This window comes from Streptosporangium sp. NPDC000095, assembly GCF_042899335.1.
In the GTDB taxonomy this organism is placed as follows: domain Bacteria; phylum Actinomycetota; class Actinomycetes; order Streptosporangiales; family Streptosporangiaceae; genus Streptosporangium.
Map to the genome: position 1 here is coordinate 1 of NZ_JBIAZS010000013.1, position 17,980 is coordinate 17,980.

Annotated in this window: 16 protein-coding genes; 5 read left to right on the forward strand and 11 right to left on the reverse strand. The window is 70.0% G+C overall.

Annotation, left to right across the window (positions count from 1 at the left end):
• Positions 1–230: 230 nt before the first annotated feature.
• From ACFY3V_RS26450 to ACFY3V_RS26460, 3 genes are read right to left on the reverse strand one after another with little or no spacing between them, the layout of a single operon-like run.
• Positions 231–1,316: an alcohol dehydrogenase catalytic domain-containing protein gene (locus ACFY3V_RS26450; RefSeq protein WP_389777155.1), complete on the reverse strand. Its 1,086-nt coding sequence runs from the start codon at positions 1,314–1,316 to the stop codon at positions 231–233.
• An 11-nt stretch (positions 1,317–1,327) separates the two neighbouring features.
• On the reverse strand, positions 1,328–1,522 hold the full coding sequence (locus ACFY3V_RS26455) for a ferredoxin (RefSeq protein WP_350950257.1): 195 nt from the start codon (positions 1,520–1,522) through the stop codon (positions 1,328–1,330).
• Positions 1,523–1,531: 9 nt separating this feature from the next.
• Positions 1,532–1,996 carry a pyridoxamine 5'-phosphate oxidase family protein gene (locus ACFY3V_RS26460; RefSeq protein ID WP_350950256.1) on the reverse strand — a complete coding sequence of 155 codons (465 nt, stop codon included), beginning with the start codon at positions 1,994–1,996 and terminating at the stop codon, positions 1,532–1,534.
• Between the two features lie 76 nt (positions 1,997–2,072).
• Here ACFY3V_RS26460 and ACFY3V_RS26465 point away from each other — a divergent pair, with 76 nt between their 5' ends.
• Entirely contained in the window at positions 2,073–2,720 is a 648-nt protein-coding gene (locus ACFY3V_RS26465; protein WP_350950255.1) for a class I SAM-dependent methyltransferase, read from the forward strand.
• Here the strand turns inward: ACFY3V_RS26465 and ACFY3V_RS26470 are convergent.
• The 5 genes from ACFY3V_RS26470 to ACFY3V_RS26490 form a co-directional block, all read right to left on the reverse strand.
• A complete protein-coding gene (locus tag ACFY3V_RS26470) occupies positions 2,656–3,648 on the reverse strand; it encodes an enediyne biosynthesis protein UnbU (protein ID WP_389777160.1) in 993 nt (330 codons plus the stop codon). The genes ACFY3V_RS26465 and ACFY3V_RS26470 overlap by 65 nt on opposite strands.
• Entirely contained in the window at positions 3,645–5,660 is a 2,016-nt protein-coding gene (locus ACFY3V_RS26475) for a CRTAC1 family protein (protein WP_389777163.1), read from the reverse strand. The genes ACFY3V_RS26470 and ACFY3V_RS26475 overlap by 4 nt, the downstream gene beginning before the upstream one ends.
• Before the next feature lie 77 nt (positions 5,661–5,737).
• The gene (locus ACFY3V_RS26480; RefSeq protein ID WP_389777594.1) at positions 5,738–6,778 is read right to left on the reverse strand and encodes a prenyltransferase; all 1,041 of its coding nucleotides are present in this window, start codon (positions 6,776–6,778) and stop codon (positions 5,738–5,740) included.
• Between the two features lie 29 nt (positions 6,779–6,807).
• On the reverse strand, positions 6,808–7,521 hold the full coding sequence (locus tag ACFY3V_RS26485) for a methyltransferase domain-containing protein (RefSeq protein WP_350950251.1): 714 nt from the start codon (positions 7,519–7,521) through the stop codon (positions 6,808–6,810).
• Between the two features lie 66 nt (positions 7,522–7,587).
• Complete coding sequence (locus ACFY3V_RS26490) at positions 7,588–8,832, reverse strand: glycosyltransferase family 4 protein (protein WP_362899219.1); 1,245 nt, start codon at positions 8,830–8,832, stop codon at positions 7,588–7,590.
• Positions 8,833–9,128: 296 nt separating this feature from the next.
• Here ACFY3V_RS26490 and ACFY3V_RS26495 point away from each other — a divergent pair, with 296 nt between their 5' ends.
• Entirely contained in the window at positions 9,129–10,157 is a 1,029-nt protein-coding gene (locus ACFY3V_RS26495; protein ID WP_350950249.1) for a GDP-mannose 4,6-dehydratase, read from the forward strand.
• A 191-nt stretch (positions 10,158–10,348) separates the two neighbouring features.
• Positions 10,349–11,530, forward strand: a complete 1,182-nt coding sequence (locus ACFY3V_RS26500) for a macrolide family glycosyltransferase (RefSeq protein ID WP_362899221.1) — start codon at positions 10,349–10,351, stop codon at positions 11,528–11,530.
• Between the two features lie 79 nt (positions 11,531–11,609).
• Here ACFY3V_RS26500 and ACFY3V_RS26505 read toward each other — a convergent pair whose 3' ends face one another.
• The 3 genes from ACFY3V_RS26505 to ACFY3V_RS26515 all read right to left on the reverse strand — a co-directional run bounded on the left by ACFY3V_RS26505 (position 11,610) and on the right by ACFY3V_RS26515 (position 16,200).
• A complete protein-coding gene (locus ACFY3V_RS26505) occupies positions 11,610–12,050 on the reverse strand; it encodes a DNA-binding protein (protein ID WP_350950247.1) in 441 nt (146 codons plus the stop codon).
• A 375-nt stretch (positions 12,051–12,425) separates the two neighbouring features.
• On the reverse strand, positions 12,426–13,631 hold the full coding sequence (locus ACFY3V_RS26510; RefSeq protein WP_362899224.1) for a cytochrome P450: 1,206 nt from the start codon (positions 13,629–13,631) through the stop codon (positions 12,426–12,428).
• A gap of 268 nt (positions 13,632–13,899) precedes the next feature.
• On the reverse strand, positions 13,900–16,200 hold the full coding sequence (locus tag ACFY3V_RS26515) for a glycoside hydrolase N-terminal domain-containing protein (RefSeq protein WP_389777170.1): 2,301 nt from the start codon (positions 16,198–16,200) through the stop codon (positions 13,900–13,902).
• Between the two features lie 159 nt (positions 16,201–16,359).
• On the opposite strand from ACFY3V_RS26515, the gene ACFY3V_RS26520 reads away from it, so the two are divergent.
• Entirely contained in the window at positions 16,360–17,205 is an 846-nt protein-coding gene (locus ACFY3V_RS26520) for a fumarylacetoacetate hydrolase family protein (protein ID WP_362899228.1), read from the forward strand.
• A 27-nt stretch (positions 17,206–17,232) separates the two neighbouring features.
• Positions 17,233–17,979, forward strand: a complete 747-nt coding sequence (locus tag ACFY3V_RS26525) for an SDR family oxidoreductase (protein WP_362899230.1) — start codon at positions 17,233–17,235, stop codon at positions 17,977–17,979.
• Position 17,980 lies beyond the last annotated feature (1 nt).

The following is a 17,980-nucleotide window of genomic DNA, read 5'->3' on the forward strand; positions in this document are numbered from 1 at the left end:
ACCTCTGGTGTCGCTCCGGCTCCGTCGTTCGACGACGGGTTGAACGTCCAGCGCGTGCTGGCCGCGGTCGAACGCAGCGCCGACGACCAGAGCCGGATGACGGCGATCGAGGAGGTGTGACGGAGCCCGCCACCCACCGGGTGCACACCCGGTGAGCGGGCCCCGTCACCCGCGTGGCGGGCGTGCGAACCGAGTTCGCACGCCCGCCACGCGGCCGACGACGACGGCTCTCAGTCCAGGACGACGATCTGGCGCAGGACCTCACCGCCTCTGAGCGCCGCCACGGCGTCGTTCAGGTCGGCCAGCTTGATACGGGAGCTGATCATGCTCTCCAGGTCGAGCTTGCCCGCCTTGTAGAGCCCGGCGAAGAACGGGAAGTCGCGCCGGACGTCCGAGCCGCCGTACAGCGAGCTGAGAATGTTCTTGCCCTCGAACAATAGGTTGAAGGCGTTCAGCGGGACGTTGTCGTCCATCGCGCCCGCGCCCACCACGATCGTGTCACCACCCCGGCGGGTCGCCTGCCACGCCGTCATGATGGCGGCGGACTTGCCGACGGCCTCGAAACCGTAGTCGAACCCGGCCCCGCCGGTGAGCGTGCCGACCGCGTCCATGAGCTGGTCGGGGGTGATGGCGTGGGTCGCGCCGACCTTCTTGGCGAGGGCGTGCTTGGACTCCAGGGGGTCGATCGCGAGGATCGTGGTGGCGCCGGAGATACGGGCGCCCTGGATCACCGACAGGCCGATACCGCCCGCGCCGACCACGGCGACGGTCGAGCCCGCCCTCACCTTGGCCGTGTTCAGCGCCGCGCCGACGCCGGTGGTGATCCCGCAGCCGATGAGGGCCGCGGCCTCGAACGGTACGTCGGAATCGACCTTGATCGCCCCCTGCCAGGGCACGACGATCTCCTCGGACCAGGTGCCGCACCCGGCCATGCCGAACGCCGGGGTGTCGCCGCCGTAGCGGAAACGGGCGTTGACGAAGCTGTCCATCACGTACGTCATGCACAGGAAAGGCTGGTTCACCAGGCAGTTCGCGCAGCTGCCGCAGGCCGGGGTCCAGTTGACGATGACGTGGTCGCCGGGTTGCACCGAGGTCACGTGGTCACCGACCTCGACGACCTCTCCCGCCCCCTCGTGGCCGGGGACGACCGGCAACGGCATGGGCAGCACGCCGCTGATCACCGACAGGTCCGAGTGGCAGACACCGGTGGCCCTGATCTTGACACGGACATCCGTCGGGCCCATCGGCGCGAGGGTGAGGTCGTCGCGGATGTCGAGCTTGTCGTCGCCGACGGCATGTAGAAGCGCACCACGCATGGGGGGTCCTCCTAGTTCTCCTCAAGGGAGAGTGCGGCTTTGGGGCAGGACCGGACCGCGTGCCGGACGCGGTCCAGCATCTCCGGCGGCGGCTCAGGCAGCAGCACGTGCAGCTGGTCGTCGTCGTCGAGCTCGAAGACCTCCGGGGCGAGTCCCGTGCAGATCGCATTGGCCTCGCAGACCAGATAGTCGACTTTGATTTTCATATGGGCCTCCTAACCGGGAATGGCGAGCTTACGGTGATCCCAGGAGATCACTCGACTCGGCTCGACCACGAAGGCGACCCTTTTACGGCCGGTGTGGGCCACGTACTCGGTGAGTGACTCCTCCGCGTCGGGCATCCCGGCCATCCGTCTGGTCACGTCCATGCCGATGCCGAGGACGCCGTCGAGGTCGTCGATCCTGCGCGCCACGCCGTAGACGAGGACACCGCGCAGGTCGGAGTATTCGTCTCCGGCCTCGATCAGGCAGCTCACCCGGGCGTCGCGCTGGATGTTGAGCGTCTTCTGCGCCTTGCCGTAGGTCCAGAACGAGATCCTGCCCTCGGTCAGCCCGTAGAACATGGTCACCATGTGCGGTGTTCCGTCGGGGTTGATCGTGCCGAGTTGCAGCTTCCGAGACTCGGCGATGAAGGCCGTCACCTCGTCGTCGGTCATCACAATGCGGGCGCGCTGGTTCACGGTGCAAAGTAGAACACGTTCCACAAGGTCGGGCAAGGGGAGTCGGAATGTTGTTCGGTCTCGGTAGTCTGCTGCGATGAGCATCGCCACCATGCCGGCCGACCTGCTGTACGTCGCCCAGCGCGCCAAGGGTTTCATGCCACCCGAGGAAGGAATCGCGCTGTTCGAGACCGCCGCCGAGTACGGCCCACGGGGCCCGATCTGCGAGATCGGCAGCTACTGCGGGAAGTCCGCCGTCTACCTCGGGGCGGGGGCGCGGCAGGCGGGGTCCGTCGTCTTCACCGTGGACCACCACCGGGGCTCCGAGGAGATCCAGCCGGGCTGGGCCCACCACGACCCCACGCTGATGGACCTCCGCTTCGGCAAGATGGACTCGCTGCCCACCTTCCGCACCACCATCGCCTCCGCGGGGCTGGAGGACGAGGTCGTCGCGATCGTCGGCAGCTCCGAGCGCGTCGCCGCGCTGTGGAACACACCGCTCGCGATGCTCTTCATCGACGGCGGCCACTCCGAGGATCCGGTGACCAAGGACTACGAGGGGTGGGCCCCGCACGTCATGCCGGGCGGCGCCCTGGTCTTTCACGACATCTACCCGGACCCGGCCCAGGGCGGGCAGGCTCCGTACCGCGTCCACCAGCGGGCCCTCGCCTCCGGCGCGTTCAAGGAGGTCCGGCAGGAGGGCTCGCTGCGGGTGCTCGAACGGGTCGGATCCGGCATCGGCTGACGGAAAGCGTCGCGTGGAGGTGTGCCGCGAGCGTGCGGCGGAGGTGGGGCGGAAGCGCCGCGTGCAGACCCCGGCCCGCGCCGACGATCACCAGGGCGAAGAACAGCCCGAAGACGACAGAAAGGTGGACCAGCAGCCCGTAGACCGTCGCCGTGGCGAGACCGAACACGACCTGCTCACGCGGCCTGGCGGGGGAGGTGCCCGGTTCGACGATCACGTATCCGGCGTAGAGGGCGAAGGCCGTCCCGGTCATCGGCAGCAGCGCGCTCACCGTCGACACCTCGGTCAGCGCGCCCCTGACGAGCGCCTGCAGGGCGAACCCGCCCGTCCAGCCCATGAGCAGCGGCAGCCTACCCGCGAGCCTGGCGTTCATCACCGTGCCCCAGACGAGTACGGTGAGCGGCACGATCAGGTCGAACGGCCCCGAGACCCACGCGGTGAACTGGTACGCCGGAGCGAGGCCGACCCATGGGAACAGCAGCAGCACGGCGACGATCCCGAAGGCAGCCGGGTTCAGGAACGGGCTCCCCGCCGCGTCCTCGGCCCTTCGCCCCTGCTCCAAGGTCTCCGGTGCTTTCATGCGGAAGACGTACGTGCCGCCAACGCCGATGAGGACGGCGAGCGCGATCGGCATCAGGTGTCCGTTGCCGTACAGCAGCATCGCGCAGAGCAGGCCGCACACGTAGGACGGCAGGAGGAAGCCGGCGACCCGGGCGCGGGACACCCCGAGATAGCGGGGCCGGCGTCGCCGCGACCACGCCTCCACGGTCTCCAGCGCGAGTTCGGCGGTCACGCCGGTGAGCACGCCGACCACCGGTGCCAGGCAGGACTGTTCGAACCCGAGCACGGTGTGTCCGAGCACGGTGATCAGGGTGAGGGACCCCGCCAGCCGCCGGAACGCCGTCTCTCGCCTCCGGTTGGCGTTCATGGCCGCCGGATCTCCGAGGCACGGTCGCCGGCGAGCAGGATTTGATGCCAGCCGGGCTCCAGGGACACCGACGCGGTACGCGTGCCGCCGCAGGCGTTTCTCCAAGAGATCTCGACGGGGGCGGTGGGGGTCGGCAGGTCGTCGCCCAGGCCGAAGAGCAGTTCGGGTGCGGAGACGCCGTTGTGGCCGTTGGCGGGGTAGAGCTGCCTGCTCCGCGTGATCCCGCCGGGCAGGCGCACCGCGGCGACGGCACCGATGGCGGGCCGCGTCGGTCCGGGGTGGGCCGCTCCGGCCGCGCCGCAGGCACCGGCGGGGAGGCGGAGCCGCAGGCCCACGAACGGGGCCGTCGGCCCGTGGTTGCTGTAGAGCACCGACGCGGACCACTGGTTGGCGACCGCGAAGTCCAGCCGCCCGTCGTCGTCGACGTCGCCCACGGCGAAGGCCCGGCTGACCGCACCCCCGCCGTCCCCGCCGTCCTCGCTGTCCCTGTCCCCACCGGCGCCGGCGCCGTCGACCCCGGCTCGCCGCGCCACGTCCACGTAGCGGCCGTCCGGCCCCCTGGTGAAGAAGGTGTTGGTCTCGCGACCCGACAGGTCGTCGCCGACCTTCAGATCCGGCCACAGCGAGGGACGGGAGAGGAACAGGTCGTTGGCCGCCTCCGCCTCCCGCAGCCGCGCCCACCGGTCGGCCTCACCCCTGACAAACCCGGTCGCGTGCATGATCTCGTCGATGCCGTCGTTGTCGAAATCCGCGGCCTTGACGTCCCAGGACCAGCCGCTGCGGCTCAGCCCCAGCTCCTCGCCGAGGTCGTCGTACGGCGCGTGACCCTCGTGCAGCCCTCCTCGCCGTGACACGAAGGCGAAGTCGCCCTCGCGCGGCGCGGGGTCCCCGCTGAGGTTGCTCACCAGGATGTCCGGCCTGCCGTCGGCGTTGAGGTCGGTGAAGGCGACCCCCATCCCCCTGAACGAGTCGCGGCCGAGGACCCGCGAGGAGGGAGTCGCCAGATGCCGGGTGCCGCTCGCCTCGGTGAACCGGACCCTGCCGGGCGCCGACTCGTTGACCAGCAGGTGGTCGGGGCCGAAGTCGTTGGCCACGTACAGTTCGGGCCGTCCGTCGCCGTCCAGGTCCTGGGTGCCCAGCGCGAGGGTCCAGCCCCGGCCCTCACCCGCGACCTCGTCGAACACCCCCTTCTCCTCGGTGAACAGCGCGGGTCCCGTCGCCCGGTAGAGCCGGTCGCCGCCCCCGTTGGCCGCGGCGGACGGCGAGTCGGGCATCACGGCGTCGCCGCTGTCGCCGCTGTCGCCGCTGTCGCCGCTGTCGTCACGGTCGTCGTGGTCGCCGCTGTCGCCGTGGTCGCCGCCCAGCACCCTGACCCCGTCGGGGAAGTAGTTGCCGAAGACGAGGTCGAGGCGGCCGTCCCCGTCGAAGTCTCCGGCCGTGGCGGCGCTGGTGTTCCAGATCTCCGGCTCGGCGGTGAGCGAACGGTGACGGAAGGCCGCACCGGACGGGGGCTCGCCGGGGACGCGCAGGAACAGGGAGGGGGAGCGGCCCCAGTAGTAGACGACCAGGTCCTCCCAGCCGTCCTGGTCGAGATCGGCGGGCAGGCACCCGGTCGGCGCCTCGTACCGTCTGCGCTCCGGGGGGACCAGTGTGAACGGCCGGTAGCGGCGCGGGGTCCCCGGCGCGGGCCTGACGGTCACCGTGTCGCGGCGGGGATCGACCAGGCACAGGTCGTCGGCGACGACCTCGCCGTCCACGTCGAACAGGGCCACCCCGGCGCCCAGCGACGACGCCGGGCTCCCGAGGCGCGCGTACCCCGGCGCGACCGGCCGCAGGAGACGGTCACCGGCCCGCGAGGGAGGGTTCAGCGGTCTCGCGTGGAAGGAGAAGGCGGCGGACGCCTCCACGGCCGAGGTGTCCGGCAGGGCGGTCAGCCTCCACCCGGCGGTCGCGGACACCAGGGCGAGGAATCCCGCCGCGCATCTGCGAACCCCACCGCCCCTCCGAGTCACGGACCCGAACGTAGTGAGCCGCATTCAGCCCTTCAAGCACCGCGTTTCTGGTTCCGTGCAAAGAAACCGCCGGAGGTTCAGCTCCTGGAGCGGGCGTGGCTGCAGCCGCACGCGGCGGTGGGACGGTCGGTCACGTACCCGCCCGCGTCGCGGAAGATGCCCGAGGCGGGGGTGTGCCCGTCCAGCGCGTCGGCGGCGAGCACGACCGCGGCCGCGGTGTAGGCCGAGCGCTCGTGCGGAAAGTGCTTGCCGTTCACGAACTGCCAGCCGGTCCAGTACGAACCGTCCTCGTGCCGCAGGTGCTGCATGTCGGAGAAGAGCCGCAGCGCCCGTCCCCGGTCGCCCAGGGCGTCGAGGGCGAGCACCAGCTCGCACGTCTCCGCGCCGGTCACCCACGGCTGGTCGGAGACGCAGCGGATGCCGAGCCCCGCCTCCACGAACGTGTCCCACTCCTCGGCGAGCCGTGTCTCCGCGGCCTGGCCGCGCACCGCGCCGCCCAGGATCGGGTAGTACCAGTCCATCGAGAAGCGGCTCTTGTCGGCGAACGCCTCGGGGTGGGCGGCCAGCACGTGGCCGAGCTGGTCGGCGGCGAGCTCCCAGTCGGGCTGCGGGTCACCCAGGTGCTCGCCGAGCAGCACACCGCAGCGCAGAGCCTGGTGGATGGAGGCGCAACCGGTCAGCAGGGCGTACGCGGCGGGCCTGCCGTCGGCCGCGCGCTCCCAGACGATCTCACCCCGGGTGGTCTGCAGGCCGACCACGAAGTCCAGCGCCGTCCGGACGACCGGCCACATCCGCCGGGCGAAGTCCTCGTCCCCGGTCACCAGGAGTTCGTGCCAGACGCCGACCGCGACGTAGGCGGCGTGGTTGGACTCCCCGCCCTGCTCGACGGCCTCGCCGCCGACGAGTTTCATCGGCCAGGAACCGTCGGCCCGCTGGGTGCGGACGAGCCAGTCGTACCCGTGGCGTACCGGGCCGGTCAGCCCCGCCACGCTCATCGCCATCAGGCACTCGACGTGGTTCCAGGCGTCCACGTGTCCCTCGGGCCACGGGACGCCGCCGTCGGCCTCCTGCACCGCCGCGATGCTCCGGGCGGTGAGGACGACCTCTTCCCACTCCATGCAGCCGCTCACTGCCCCTCCTTCGGAGGTCACGCGGGCTTGCGGACGTAGAGCACCACGCTCTTGCCGATGAGCGGGTTGAGTACGGCCTCGGCGATCCTGGTGGCGGCGGGGCGCTTCATGATGTCCCAGACCAGCAGCTCGTGGTACGCCTTGGCGAGCGGGTGGTCGTCGTTGTCGACGCCGACCGCGCACTTGATCCACCAGTAGGGCGCGTGCAGGCCGTGGGCGTGGTGGTGCGGGCCGATGACGAAGCCCGTCGACTTGAGCTTCGCGCTCAGCTCGGCGAGCGTGTAGATGCGGACGTGCCCGCCGGGAGCGGTGTGGTACGCCTCGTCGAGTGCCCAGCAGATGCGTTCGGGCAGGAAGCTCGGCACGGTGACGGCCGCCTGGCCGCCCGGCTTGAGCACCCGGAAGATCTCGCGCATCGCGGCCATGTCGTCGGGGATGTGCTCCAGCACCTCCGCGGCGATCACCCGGTCGAAGCCGCCGTCCTCGAACGGCATGTCGAGCGCGTCGCCGGTCACGGTCTCCGCCGTCGCGCCCGGCGGCACCTCCCCGGCCTTGTCCATCGCGGAGAACATGCTCGCCACGCCCTCCAGCTCCCTGGCGTCCATGTCGAAGGCCACCACGTCGGCGCCGCGCCGCAGTACTTCGAAGGCGTGCCGTCCGCCGCCACAGCCCAGGTCCAGGACTCGGGTCCCCGGACCCACGGGCAACCGGTCGAAGTCGACAGTCAGCACTCGCCGCTCCTTGTGAGAGGTGGTCGTTTCAGGGTGTCGCTCACTTCGGTCGTCTCAGGGGGTCGTTCACTTCGCCCGGCGGGCCTGGATGGCCTCGTGGTAGGCCTCCACGGTCCGCTGGGCGACGACGTTCCAGGTGAAGCGCTCCATGACCCGGTCGTAGCCCTTCTTGCCGACCGCGGCACGCTCCTCGGGGGAGTCGTGCAGGCGGCGCAGCACCGCGGCGAGCTCCTCGGGGTCGCCGGGGGCCACCTGTACGGCGGCGTCGCCGACGACCTCGGGCAGCGCCCCGGTGCGGCTCGCGACGAGCGGGGTGCCGCAGGCCATGTGCTCGACGGCGGGCAGCGAGAAGCCCTCGTAGAGGGAGGGGACGACCGAGATCTCCGAGGTGGCGATGAGCTCGCCCAGTTCGGCGTCGGAGATGCCGTGCACGAACCTGACCCGGTCGTGCAGCGCCAGCTCGCCGACGAGCTTCTCGGTCGGGCCGCCGGGGGTGGGTTTGCTCACCACGGTCAGGTTGACGTCGCGTTCGGTGGCGAGCTTCGCCACGGCCCTCAGCAGCGTCGCGACGCCCTTCATCGGGGAGTCGGCGCTGGCGACCGCGACGATGGACCCGGGCCGCTTGGGAAGCTCCGGGCGCGGGTGGAAGTAGCGGGTGTCGACGCCCAGCGGGATGAGCCGCATGTTCTTCTGCGGCACGTTGAAGTCACGGTGGATGTCGGCGAGGGACGACTCGCTCACGGTGAGGATCGGGCTGAGCCGGGGCGCGACCTTGGCCTGCATCCGCACGAAGCCGTACCAGCGCCGCATCGGGAGCTTCTTGCGCAGTGTCGCGGCCTTGATCTCGATGCGCCGGTCCACGCTGATCGGGTGGTGGATGGTGCCGACCACGGGGAACAGCTTCTGGATGCCGAGCACGCCGTAGCCGAGGGTCTGGTTGTCCTGCACGACGTCGAAGTCGCCGACGCGCTTCTTCAGCTCGCGGTACGCCCGCATGCTGAAGGTGAGCGGCTCGGGGAACCCGGCGGTCCACATGGTGCCGACTTCGAGCAGGTCGATCCAGTCGCGGTACTCACTCAGCCCGGGGGTGCGAAAGGGGTCCTCGTCGCGGTACAGGTCAAGGCTGGGGATCTTGGTGAGGACGACGCCCTCGTCGAGCTCCGGGTAGGGCTGGCCGGAGAAGACCTCCACGCTGTGCCCGAGGGCGACCAGCTCGCGACTGAGATGGCGCAGGTAGACGCCCTGCCCACCGCAGGTCGGTTTGCTGCGGTACGACAGCAGTGCGACCCGCAGTGATTCAGCACCCGGCACGGCAACCCCCTTCTCAACCTGTCCGAAAAGGGGACAGGTACCGTGAAAGATGACCTTTGTCCTCGGACCCTACCATTCACGAGCCCTGTTGTACCTGATGTGGAATTGTCCCTAGATCGCGCTTCACTGCGTGCGAACTGGGAAGTTAGCCTTATCGAGCGTGATTCGGTGTAACGCGTTCTAGGTGAGTTGTGTCTCAGGGTGATGGTGCCTGCCGGATGCTCTGCGGGTACATTCGCCATCAAACGGCACAAGAACCGGCATAGGTTGCCGCCCCCGCAAGCGAGGAGGACGCGTTGGCCAGGCGCGCGCTGATCACCGGTATCACCGGGCAGGACGGTTCCTATCTGGCCGAGTGCCTGCTCGGTCAGGGCTACGAGGTCTCCGGTCTCGTCCGCGGGCAGGCCAACCCCCGAGTTCCACGTTTCCGCAAGCTCCTGCAGGACGTCCAGCTCGTCCGAGGCGACCTGCTCGACCAGGGTTCGCTGATCTCCGCCGTCGAGAAGGTCCAGCCCGACGAGGTCTACAACCTGGGCGCGATCTCGTTCGTCCCCATGTCGTGGGAGCAGGCCGAGCTCACCGCCGAGGTGACCGGCATGGGTGTGCTGCGCATGCTTGAGGCGATCCGGGTCTGCTCGGGCATCTCCTCCTCGCGTACGGCGGCGGGATCGGGTCAGATCCGCTTCTACCAGGCGTCCTCCTCGGAGATGTTCGGCCAGGTCCGCGAGACCCCGCAGACCGAGATCACCCCCTTCCACCCCCGCTCGCCGTACGGTGTGGCCAAGGCGTACGGGCACTTCCTGACGCAGAACTACCGCGAGTCGTACGGCATGTACGCGGTGTCGGGGATCCTGTTCAACCACGAGTCCCCGCGCAGGGGGGCCGAGTTCGTCACCAGGAAGGTGTCGCTCGGTGTGGCCAGGATCAAGCTCGGCCTCGCCTCCGAGCTGCGCCTGGGCAACATGGAGGCGCGCCGCGACTGGGGATTCGCCGGCGACTACGTCCGCGCGATGCACCTGATGCTCCAGGCGGACACGCCGGAGGACTACGTGATCGGCACCGGTCGCACCCAGACCGTCCGCGACCTCGTGGAGGCGGCCTTCACCGCCGCCGGGCTCGACTGGGAGCGGTACGTCGTCACCGACCAGACCCTGCACCGCCCGGCCGAGGTCGACCTGCTGTGCGCGGACCCGAAGAAGGCCCGCGTCCAGCTCGGCTGGGAGCCCACGGTCGGCTTCGAGGAGCTCGTGGCGATGATGGTCGAGTCGGACGTGAAGCTGCTCTCCGAGGGCGGCGACCCCGACCAGGACTCCTCCTGGCCCTGAGCCGGTCCGGGTATTCAGTAGACGAGTCGTAGCGTCTCGTCTTGACAGTGTGCGCGGCAGGGGGAATGCTGTGCCATAAGCGAGACGAGACGTCTCGTCACTCACGCGACTCCGTCGGACCCTCGCCAGAGGTCTCGACGGACCCCCGAGGGCATCCCGACAGAATTCCGAATTCCGACAGAGGAGAAACCATGCCCCGACGCGCGCACATCGCGATGGTCAGCATCCCCGCGCCGGGCCACGTGAACCCGAGCATCGAAGTGATCAGGGAGCTGGTGGCGCGAGGGCACCGGGTGACCTACGCCAACGACCCCTCCTACGCAGACGTGATCACCGGCGCCGGGGCCGAACTCGTCCCGTACACCTCGACCCTGCCCATGGGAGACAGCGCCAAGTGGCCGGAGGACACGGTCGCGCAGCTCGACGTCTTCCTCGGCGACGCGATCTCGATGCTGCCGCAGCTCCGCGCCGCGTACGAGAACGACCGGCCCGACCTGTTCCTCTACGACATCGGCGGCTACACCGCCCGGGTGCTCGCGGAGAACTGGGACATCCCCCTGATGCAGCTCTCGCCGACGTACGTGGCCTGGGAGGGCTACCGGGAGGAGATGGCGCCGATGGTCGAGGAGCTGAAGAAGGCTCCCGGCGGGGCCGAGCACTACCGGCGGTTCGACGAGTGGCTGCACGACAACGGCATCCGCGACACCGACTCCCACGACTTCGGAGGCCGTCCGCCACGGGCGCTCGCGCTCATCCCGAAGATCATGCAGCCCAACGCCGACCGGGTCGACCCCGCCAGGATCACCTTCACCGGGCCCTGCTTCGCCACCCGCACCCACCAGGAGCCCTGGGTCCGGCCCGAGGGTGCGGAGAAGGTGCTGCTCGTCTCCCTGGGGTCGGCCTTCACCAACCTGCCGGACTTCTACCGCTCCTGCCTGGCCGCCTTCGGGGACCTGCCCGGCTGGCACGTCGTCCTGCAGGTCGGGAGGTTCGTGGACCGGGCGGAACTCGGCGCGATCCCCGCCAACGTCGAGGTGCACTCCTGGGTCTCGCAGCTCTCGATCCTGGAGCGGGCCGACGCGTTCGTCACCCACGCGGGCATGGGCGGCAGCCAGGAGGGCCTGTACTGCGGCGTCCCGATGATCGCCGTCCCGCAGGCCGTCGACCAGTTCGGCAACGCCGACAGGCTCGTGGAACTCGGGGTCGGCCGCAGGATCGACACCGAGGACGCCACCCCGGAGGCGTTGCGCGCCGCCCTGCTCGACCTCACCTCCGACCCTGAGGTGGCGGCTCGGCTGGCGAAGCTCAGGGACGAGGTCCGGGGTGAGGGCGGCACCGTCCGCGCGGCCGACCTGATCGAGGAACTGCTTTGACCTCCTCCCCGGCCTGAAGGGCCGGGGATTCTCCCGTCGCGTCGCGGCTGAGCGGCGCGTGGGGGTTGACGCGCAGCCCTCAGGCCGGCGGTGCGGCGGTGCGGCCCGCCAGGCGTTCGTGGCGTTGCTTGGCCGCCTGGGGGGTGGCGAGGCCGAGGCCGAACGCGATCTCCTGCCAGGTGAGGCCGCGGCCCCGCGCCATGAGGAGGAGCGCGGCCTCAAGCTCGTCCATCTCCGCGCGGGCCCTGGGCAGAAGGGTGAGGGCGGCGGTGATGTCGGCGTGATCCACCTCCGGCTCACCCTCCTCGGGGTGGGCGCTGCCGCTCAGCAGGAACGTCACGAGCCTGACGGCCTCGTGGGCTCCGAGCACCGTGGGGTGGACCTGCCGGAGGCGCTGGGACTCGTCGGTCGCGTGGCGCTCGGCGATGCGCGAGAGGGAGGCGTACTCGCGGTGCGTCCGGGTCAGGGCGGGGTCGGGAGCGGTGAAGGGGTCGGATGATCCGTCGTGATGAGCGGGCATGCGACCAGGATGATCCAAAGCACAATCTATTGTCAACAATCTAAGTTCAACAGAATGTTTAAACGATGGGTGTGGTGCCACCCCGGCGACCCGTCGACCGGGGCGGGGAGGCGTAGGGGGAGACACGGGAGACACGGGAGACACGGACGAGGGCCGCGAGGTCCATCGAGGGCCATGGGAAAACACGGGAGGACGCGGGGGGACTCGATGGGACGCGGGGAGATTCGCCCGGTTTCTTTAGTGGCGCCACAGTGGCGCCACCGCGAGCCGGATGCTCCGACGGCACCACCGTGAGCCGCCGGTGTGAGCCGGATTCTCCGGTGCCTCCGACATGGGAGGGCGGCCCTCCCATGTCGTGTCCGGTGTCGCCCGACCTCAGCCGACGGTGACCGGCAGGTCCTTGATGCCGTTGATGAAGTTGGACCGCAGGCGGCGGGCCTCGCCCGCCTGCTCCAGGTTGGGCAGCCGCTCGGCCAGCACCTCGAACAGCACCCGCAGCTCCAGCTTGGCGAGGTGGTTGCCCAGGCAGAAGTGCGCGCCGCCGCCGCCGAAGCCGATGTGCGGGTTGGGGTCGCGGCCGATGTCGAAGACGCCGGGGTCGGCGAACACCTCCTCGTCCCGGTTGGCGGAGCTGTAGAAGATCACGACCTTGTCGTCCTCCTTCACCTCCTGCCCGCCGATCGTCGTGTCGGCGGTGGCCGTACGGCGGAAGAGGTTCACCGGGGCGACCCAGCGGACGATCTCGTCGGCGGCGGTGCGGGCGAGAGAGCGGTCGGCGACGAGGCGCCGCCACTGCTCGGGGTTCTCGAAGAAGGCGAGCATGCCGCCCGAGGCGGCGTTACGGGTGGTCTCGTTGCCCGCCACCACGAGCAGCAGCACGAACAGGTCGAACTCCTCCTCGGTGAGGGTCTCCCCGGCGGCGTCGGGCATGATCAGCTTGGTGACGATGTCCTCGCGGGGCTGTGCGCGCCGCTCGGCGGCGAGGGTGTTGGCGTAGGCGTAGACCTCCATCGCCGCGTTCGTGCCCTCTTCGGGATCGGCCGCGTAGTCGGGGTCCTCGGCCCCGATCATCTGGTTGGACCAGTTGAAGATCTTGTCGCGATCCTCGACGGGGGCGCCGAGCAGCTCGCAGATCACGTACAGCGGGAGCGGGGCGGCGATGTCCCTGACGAAGTCGACCGAGCCGCGCCCCTTCGCCTCGTCCACCAACTCGTGGCAGATGTCGCGGATGTGCCCCTCCAGGGCGTTCATCATGCGCGGGGTGAAGCCCCGGTTGACCAGGGAGCGCCGCCGGGTGTGCTCCGGTGGGTCCTGGTTGAGCATCATCAGCCGCTGGAGGGCCCTCTGGTCCTCGGGGATCTCGTTGAAGAGCGCGAGCTTCCTGCTCGACGAGAACAGGTCGGAGCGGCGGGATACCTGCACCACGTCGGCGTGCTTGGTGACCGCCCAGAAGCCCGGCCATCCCCGCTCGGCGTCGCCCGGGTGCGCGTAGACCGGCGCGTTCGCCCGCAGCCAGGCCAGCTGTTCGTAGGGTGCGCCGTTCTGCCAGTAGAAGTCCTGGTCGACCAGATCGATATCCAATGGTCCTCCTGCGAACCGGTCGGCGTTTTCGTGACACGGTTCATATCGGCGCGATTTTGGGGGTGCGGTCAGCGGCGTACCCTCACGCGTTCGCCGAAAATCCATCGCGAACGTGGCGATCGCGGGACTTTTTGCTGCTCCCGCCTTCCGCTCCGGGCACGCCGAGTTACCGAGTGCCTGAGCGGGCGCTCGGCGATTCTTCTTTCTGGAACGTGTTCTATTACGGTAAGGGGGTCTCGTCAAGTCGGAGCCCGCACGGCGGCCGCGATCAGGGGACGGCGAGCTTGACGATCGTGTAGGACCCGCCGGCCTCGGCGTCGATGGTGATGACGTCACCGTCGCGACGCGGGGTGACGATCCCGCCGCGCTCGTCCTCGACGTGGTGTCGGCCACCGACCATGGCGGCGCGGACCCTGAGGGGGCCCGACGTCCCGGCGTGCACGGTGACCCTGTCGGCGTCGCCGTCCCGCCACGAGACGTCCACGGTCACGTCGCCCCGGGCGCGCAGGCCGGTCACCGAACCGGTGGGCCAGGCGGACGGCAGCGCGGGCAGCACGTGGACCGTGCCGTGTCCGCTCTGCAGCAGCATCTCGGCCATGCCGGAGGTGGCGCCGAAGTTGCCGTCGATCTGGAACGGCGGGTGGGTGTCCCACAGGTTGTCCAGAGTGGAGCCGCCGAGCTGTTCGACGAGCATCCTGTGCGCGCGGTCACCGTCCAGCAGGCGGGCCCAAAAGTTGATCTTCCACGCCTTGCTCCAGCCGGTGCCGCCGTCGCCCCGCGCGGTGAGCGAGATTCTGGCCGCCTCGGCCTCCGGGGTGCCGGCGATGATCTGCCGTCCGGGGTGCAGTGCGAACAGGTGGGAGACGTGCCGGTGGGTGTCACCCGGGTCGTCGAGGTCCTCCTTCCACTCCTGGAGCTGTCCCCGGCACCCGATGCGGATCCCCGGGTCGAGCGTGGCCAGCGCGGCCGTCACCTCGGCCTGGAAGGCCGTGTCGGTCCTCAGTGTCTTCGCCGCCTCCAGGGTGTCGGTCAGCAGTTGGAAGACGATCTGCTGGGACATCGAGGCGCCCGCCGTGAAGTCGCCGTGCTCGGGGGAGTAGCCGGGGGAGACCACCAGCCCACCGTCGCGCGGGTCGGTGTGGAGGGTGTCCAGCCAGAACTCGGCCGCGCCCTTCATCACCGGGTACGCGGTCTCGCGCAGATACTCGATGTCGCCGCTGAAACGGTAGCGGTCGTACATCCGCAGGGTGAGCCACGCCGCCGCCTCGGGGAACCAGAACGCGGTGGCCCAGTCGTGCACGCCGGTGAAGCCGAACGGGTTGGTCTCGTTGTGCACCACCCAGCCGCGCGCCCCGAACATCTCCCGCGCGGTCCTCTCACCGGGAGCGACCAGCGACCGGATGTAGCGGTCGTACGGCTCGGTCGTCTCGGCGAGGTTGGTCTGCTCGGCGAGCCAGTAGTTCATCTGCAGGTTGATGTTGACGTGGTAGTCGGCCGCCCAGGGAGGATCGATGGAATCGTTCCACACGCCCTGCAGGTTCGCCGGGAGCGACCCCTCCCTGGAGGAGGCGATCAGCAGGTAGCGGCCGTAGGCGAAGAACATCGCCTCCAGCGCCCGGTCGTCGGCCGAGGCGCCGCCGGTGTAGGCCGCGCGCAGCCTGTCGGTCGGGACGGCCGGGGTCCTCTGCCCGAGGTCGAGCCCGACCCGGTCGAACAGCCTGCGGTGGTCGGCCCGGTGCTCGGCCCTGAGCTCCTCGTACGACCTGCGGGAGGCCCCGTCGACCGCCTCGGTCACCGTGGCGTGCGGGTCCGCGGTCCGGTAGGCCGGGTAGACGTCGGAGTAGTCGGTGCCCGCAGACAGGACGAACACCGCGCTGTCCGCGCCCGTGACGGTGATCTCGTCGGTGCCGTCGGTGCGGGTGCCGCCCCGGGCGATCACCTGGACCTGCGCCTCGAACCTCATGCCGTTGTCGGCGAGGACGCCCCTCACGGTGAGGCGGCCCTCGGAGACCGAGACCTGCCCGTCGTCGCGGGGAGAGGAGGTGCGCAGCGTGAAGGAGACCTCGCCGCCCCTGTCGGCGGAGAGCCTGCCGACGACGACGTTTCCCGGGTGGCTGGCGAAGTACTCGCGGGAGTGGGTCACCCCGTTCGCGGTGTAACCGACCCTGGCGACCGCCTCGCGCAGGTCCAGCTCCCTGCGGTAACCGGTGACGGCGCCCTCGGGGAACTCGGGGCCGTCGTGCATGTCCAGCCAGAGGTCCCCGAAAGCCTGGTAGGCACCGAATCCGCTCCTGGGTTGCCCGAGCCTCGCCGCCACCGCCTCGGGGGACATCGCGCCGTCGCGGTCGATCCGCGCCCTGATCTCGGCGATCGCGTCCGGCCTCGGGGAGGTCCAGTTGCCGAAGTCGTAGCCGTTCGCTCCGGGGCCGCCGGTCCACAGCGACTTCTCGTTGAACTGGATCCGCTCGCCGCCGACGCCGCCGAACACCGTGGCACCCAGCGCGCCGTTGCCGATCGGTAACGCCTGGGTTTCCCAGTCGGCGGCCGGTCTGTCGTACCAGAGCGTCAAGTCATCGGGTGTATCCGAGCGTGTCACGTTCAACCCTTCCGGCCGCGGTTCCCCCTCGATGGTGGAGGAGATGTTTCGATCGGTGAGGGTTGACACCGAGGTTTGGTGTCGTTAAACATCACGGAACAAGACATCCGATGTATCAGTGAAGGGTACGGCGTGAAGCTACTGCGAGTGGGACCCGTGGGCCAGGAGCGCCCGGCCGTCCTGGACGAGGCCGGTAACCTCCGTGCAATCTCGGAAACCGAGATCGACGGGGCTTTCTTCGCTTCGGGAGGCGTGGCTCGGGTCCGCGAGGCACTGGAGCGGGACGATCTTCCCGTGCTGGACGCCGAAGGACTGCGGATCGGCGCCCCGATCGCGCGGCCCGGGAAGATCGTGTGCATCGGCCTCAACTACATCGACCACGCGACGGAGACGAACGCCGCCACCCCGGCCGAGCCGATCGTCTTCATGAAGGCGCCCAACACGATCGTCGGGCCCGACGACGAGGTGCTCATCCCCAGGGACAGCGTGAAGACCGACTGGGAGGTCGAGCTGGCCGTCGTCATCGGCGAGACGGCCCGCTACGTCGAGACACACGAGGAGGCGCTGTCCAAGGTCGCGGGCTACACCATCTCCAACGACGTCTCCGAGCGCGAGTTCCAGCTGGAGCGCGGCGGCCAGTGGGACAAGGGCAAGTCCTGCGAGACCTTCAACCCGCTCGGTCCCTGGCTGGTCACCCCCGACGAGATCCCCGACCCGCAGGCCCTTGGCCTGCGCCTGTGGGTGGACGGGGAGCGGTTCCAGAACGGCGACACCAAGAACATGATCTTCACCGTGGCGGAGGTGATCCGCTACCTCAGCCGGTTCATGGTCCTCGAACCCGGTGACCTGATCAACACCGGCACCCCGGCGGGCGTCGCGCTCGGCCTGCCCGGCACACCGTACCTGCGCGCGGGGCAGGTCGTGGAGCTGGAGATCGACGGACTCGGGCGCCAGCGGCAGACCATGGGACAGGCGTGAGCGACGAAACGGTACGGAGGTCTCTCAATGGGTGAGTTCGACGGCATGCGCGCCCTGGTCACCGGCGGCGGATCCGGCATCGGGCTGGCCACCGCCACCCTGCTGGCCGAACGCGGGGCGAGGGTGGCCTCCCTCGACATCAACGCCTCCGGTGGCCCGTTCGTCGAGGTGAGGGCCGACGTCACCGACGAGGAGGCGGTCCGTGCGGCCGTCGCCGAGGCCGTCGAGCGGCTCGGTGGCCTGGACATCCTGGTGAACAACGCCGGGATCGGCGCCGCAGGGACGATCGAGGACAACCCCTACGAGGAGTGGGCCAGGGTGATGGACGTCAACGTCCTGGGCATCGTCCGGGTCACCCGGGCGAGCCTGCCGCACCTGCGCCGCTCGGAGCACGCCGTGATCGTCAACACCTGCTCGATCGCGGCGACGGCGGGACTGCCCCAGCGGGCGCTCTACAGCGCGTCCAAGGGGGCGATCCAGTCGTTGACGCTGGCGATGGCGGCCGACCACGTGCGCGAGGGCATCCGGGTCAACTGCGTCAACCCGGGCACCGCCGACACCCCCTGGGTGCAGCGCCTGCTGGACGCGGCGCAGGACCCGGAGGCCGAGCGGGCGGCGCTGGAGGCCCGCCAGCCGATGGGCCGCCTGGTGAGCGCCCCGGAGGTCGCCGCCGCGATCGCCTACCTCGCGAGCCCGCTCGCCTCGGCCACCACCGGCACGATCCTGGCCGTGGACGGCGGGATGCAGGGGCTCAGGCTCCGGCCGAAGTCGTGAC